A 3,395-nucleotide genomic window follows, 5' to 3' on the forward strand; every position below is an offset into this window, starting at 1 on the left:
TCCGGGTTCGTGTCGTCCGCCTTCGCCACAAAACGCGCCCGGTAGGGCGGCTGCTGCGTGCTCACCGTTTCGGTCAGCGGCGTGATGTTGCTGCTCCAGTTGCCGAGCACCGGGCAGTCGCGCAGGCGCAGCGTCACCGTCACCGGCCGGGGGCTCTGCCCCGGAAGCCTGACATCCGCCCGTGCGGTGGCGCCCAGGTCCACCTCCTGGTACGCCGAGTCCATGGTCAGCCGGCAGGTGTTCTCCAGCAGGCTGCCGTACACGTAAAGCTGGCCGTTATCCGCCAGCGGCAGTTCATCCGCCGCCGCACCGGCCGCGGCCAGCGCCAGCAGGCCGGCAAGTAATCTCATCCTGTTCATCGTGTGCCTCCTTTCACCGGCGGTTACTTTTTGTCCTGCACCAGCTTACCGGTGCAGGTGGCCCCGCCACAGCTGAACTGAAGCTGCGGGCGGCCGCCGTAGTCGTTGACGTAGCTCAGCACCGGGCTGGCGCCGAACGCGGCGGCGGACGCCTCAAGGGTGGCGCTGCCCTTCGGGCTCACCATCACCGGCTCAAACGGCACGGCTTTGCCCTTCACCCCCGCCGTGCCCTCCACCAGGGTCAGGTAGTACGGCGTCGGGTTGTTCACCACATATTTGTCGCCGTTGCGGGTGAGCGTGACTTTTTCCACCCAGTCGCCCTTCGCCGCCTGGGTCTTGTCCAGCGCAATCGCCGCCGGGCGGTAGAACAGCTTGATGCGGGTCTGCAGCGCTATCTGCAGGGTGTTGGGCTTGTCGCTGCGCGGCGGGATTTCCCGCAGGTTGAAGTAGAACAGCGTCTCCCGGTCCTGGGGCAGCGCGGCGACGGCCGGCGCGGCCTGCACCTTCACCTGGCTCTTCGCCCCCGGCTCCACGCGCTGCACCGGCGGCAGCACCGTCAGCGGGCTGGTGATTTTGTTGCCCTGCGCGTCTTCCATCCAGGCCTGGGCCAGGTAGGGCAGCTTTTTGTTCTCGTTGCTGATGTTCAGGCTCACCGACTTCTCGCCGCCGTTATAGACCACACGGGTGCGGTCCAGGGCGATGGCCGCGCAGGCCTGCTGCGCGGTGAGGGCGGCCAGCAGCGCGGCGGCCACAACGGAAACGGTTTTTGGGGTGGTTAACATTTTCATCTGGGTACTCATGGTTAATCAGGGTCTCGCCGTGCCTCAGTGGCACGGCAGTAACAGATTTCCGTTCTGGCTCACTCCTGCGAGGCTCGCCGGCAGGGTCACCGCGCACTGCGCCGCCCCGTTCCAGCTCACGCTCAGTCTGGCGCCCGGCTTCAGGCCGCTGAGGTACGCCTGGCCCTCGTCGTTGACGAGGCCGACCTCCTGTTTCTCCGCGTTGCGCACGCTGGCGCCGAACGGCGGGTAGCTGCCGTCCGCCAGGCGGATAACCGCCATCGCCTTCTGCCCGGCAATCACGTTAAACCGGCGGTAGCCGATGGCCCCCTCGGTCAGCGTCGCCTGGGCCACCGAGGCCGTGGCCTCGGCGTTCTCCGGCAGGTGGTTGATGTCCAGGCTCAGGCTGTTCTTGCTGTAGTCGCTGACCTCAGTAATGACCGCCTTGCCGAAGCGGTTGGTGTACGTGTTGTTGCTGTAGCCGTGCACCGGGATATCCGCCGCGTCGCCGGTATCCACCAGCACGCGGGTGCCGCCCGCCACGTTCGAGCGGTGCAGCGCCGCCCCCTTCGCCGTGGCGGTCAGGCCGCCGCGCAGCGAGAGCCCCGCCGCGCTGTACTGCCCGTGCTGGTAGTCCAGGTTGCCGGTGACCTCCGCCAGGTCGCCCGGGTGGTCGTAGTAGCCGCTGAGGCTGCCGCCGTCATCCGTGCCGCCCGCCGCAACGCGGTAGTTGTCGCCGTTGTCCAGCCGGCTGTAGTAACTCAGGTTATGGCTGCTGGCGTCGCCGCTGTACGACGAGTTCAGCCCGAGCGTGCCCGCATCCCCCCACGGCACCGAGAGCGACAGGTACATGCCGTCGTCATTCTCGCCGTTAAACTTATTGCGGTAGGCGGTCAGCGAGGCGCTGATGTTCTTCCACCTGCCGATATCAAAGTAGCGCGACAGCGACAGGCTGTAGCGGTCCTCCGCCGGGTTGTTCCAGTAGGTCTGGTGCGAGTAGTTGAGGTACGCGCTCAGGCCCAGCTTCTCGAACTGCTGGCTGAAGGTGACGGTGTACATCTCCTTGCTCTGCATGTAGTCGCCGTAATCCGAGCGGTAGCTCACGTAGTCGGCGAAGCTCATGAAGTCCTTCTCCGAGAAGCGGTAGCCCGCAAAGGTCACCTGGCTGCCGGTCCCGTCAAAGGTCTTCGAGTAGCTCACCCGGTACGACTGGCCGTGGCGGTGCTCGTTCTCAAGCTTGGCGTCCGAGCGGGTCACGTCGAAGGCCAGCGCGCCGAGCGCCATCAGGTCGCGGCCGATACCGGCGGCAAGCGAGACGTACTTCGAGCTCGAGACCATGCCGCCGTACAGCGACCAGCCGTTGCTGACCCCCCAGGAGAACTCGCCGGTGCCGAAGGTGTCGCCGTCGGCATGGTGGTCATAGCTGGTGGGCTTGCCGGCGTAGAACTTGTAGCGCACGCTGCCCGGCCGGGTCAGGTACGGGATACTCGCCGTGTTGACCCTGTATTCCTGGACCGAGCCGTCCTGCTCCTGGACGCGCACGTCCAGCGTGCCGGTGACCGCGGTGCTCAGGTCCTGAATGGCGAACGGCCCCGCCGCCACCTGGGTCTCGTATATCACCCGCCCCTGCTGGGAGACGGTGACCCGGGCGTTGGTCTTCGCCACGCCGGTAACCTCCGGCGCGTAGCCGCGCAGGTTCGGCGGCAGCATGTTGTCGTCCGACACCACGCTCGCCCCGGTGAAGCGGAAGCTGTCAAACAGGGCCGAGTTCACGTAGTCCTCGCCGAGCGTCAGCTTCGCCTTCAGCCCGGTCAGCGCGCGGTAGAGGTACAGCCGGCTCCAGGTCCACTGCTTCTGGCCGCTGCTGTATTCACCGCTGCGGTCGTCGTAGTTCGCCTGCCAGTCGGCGCGGGCGCGCCACGCCCCGAGGTTGGCGCCGACGGTGCCGTTGCCCGAGACGGTGTTGTCATCGCCGCCGCGCTCGTTATGGCGCGCCTGGGCGTTCAGGTTGTAGTCCGCCAGCAGGCCGGGAATGCCGTTGTCCCACATTGCGGGCGGCACCCAGNCCTGGTGCCAGGGCTTCAGCGCCGCCAGGTATTTTTCCTTCAGGCCGAAGCTCTTCACCACCTCCGGCGCCAGGCAGGCCACGGAGCGGTTTTTGTCCGTTTCCGCCGGATAAACGCTGACCGTCCGCTCGTCCAGTTCGTTCTGGTTGACCTTAATGCGGAAGGTGTAGTCGCCCGGCATGATATAGCCG

3 protein-coding genes are annotated in these 3,395 nt (G+C 66.4%); all 3 read right to left on the reverse strand.

Features of this window, described 5'->3' with window-relative positions; all coding sequences use genetic code 11:
* Positions 1-359: fimbrial protein (locus IEX01_RS21360; protein ID WP_188724504.1), on the reverse strand; the 359-nt coding region annotated here is incomplete at its 3' end.
* 23 nt (positions 360-382) lie between these two features.
* A complete protein-coding gene (locus IEX01_RS21365) occupies positions 383-1,141 on the reverse strand; it encodes a fimbria/pilus periplasmic chaperone (RefSeq protein WP_048887167.1) in 759 nt (252 codons plus the stop codon).
* 42 nt (positions 1,142-1,183) lie between these two features.
* Positions 1,184-3,395: fimbria/pilus outer membrane usher protein (locus IEX01_RS21370; protein ID WP_188724510.1), on the reverse strand; the 2,212-nt coding region annotated here is incomplete at its 5' end.

The organism is Franconibacter daqui (assembly GCF_014644275.1).
Lineage (GTDB): Bacteria > Pseudomonadota > Gammaproteobacteria > Enterobacterales > Enterobacteriaceae > Franconibacter > Franconibacter pulveris.

Excerpts from the sequence above, each read along its gene's own strand:
- IEX01_RS21365 (WP_048887167.1), bottom strand. The coding sequence starts at position 1,141 with ATGTTAACCACCCCAAAAACCGTTTCCGTTGTGGCCGCCGCGCTGCTG.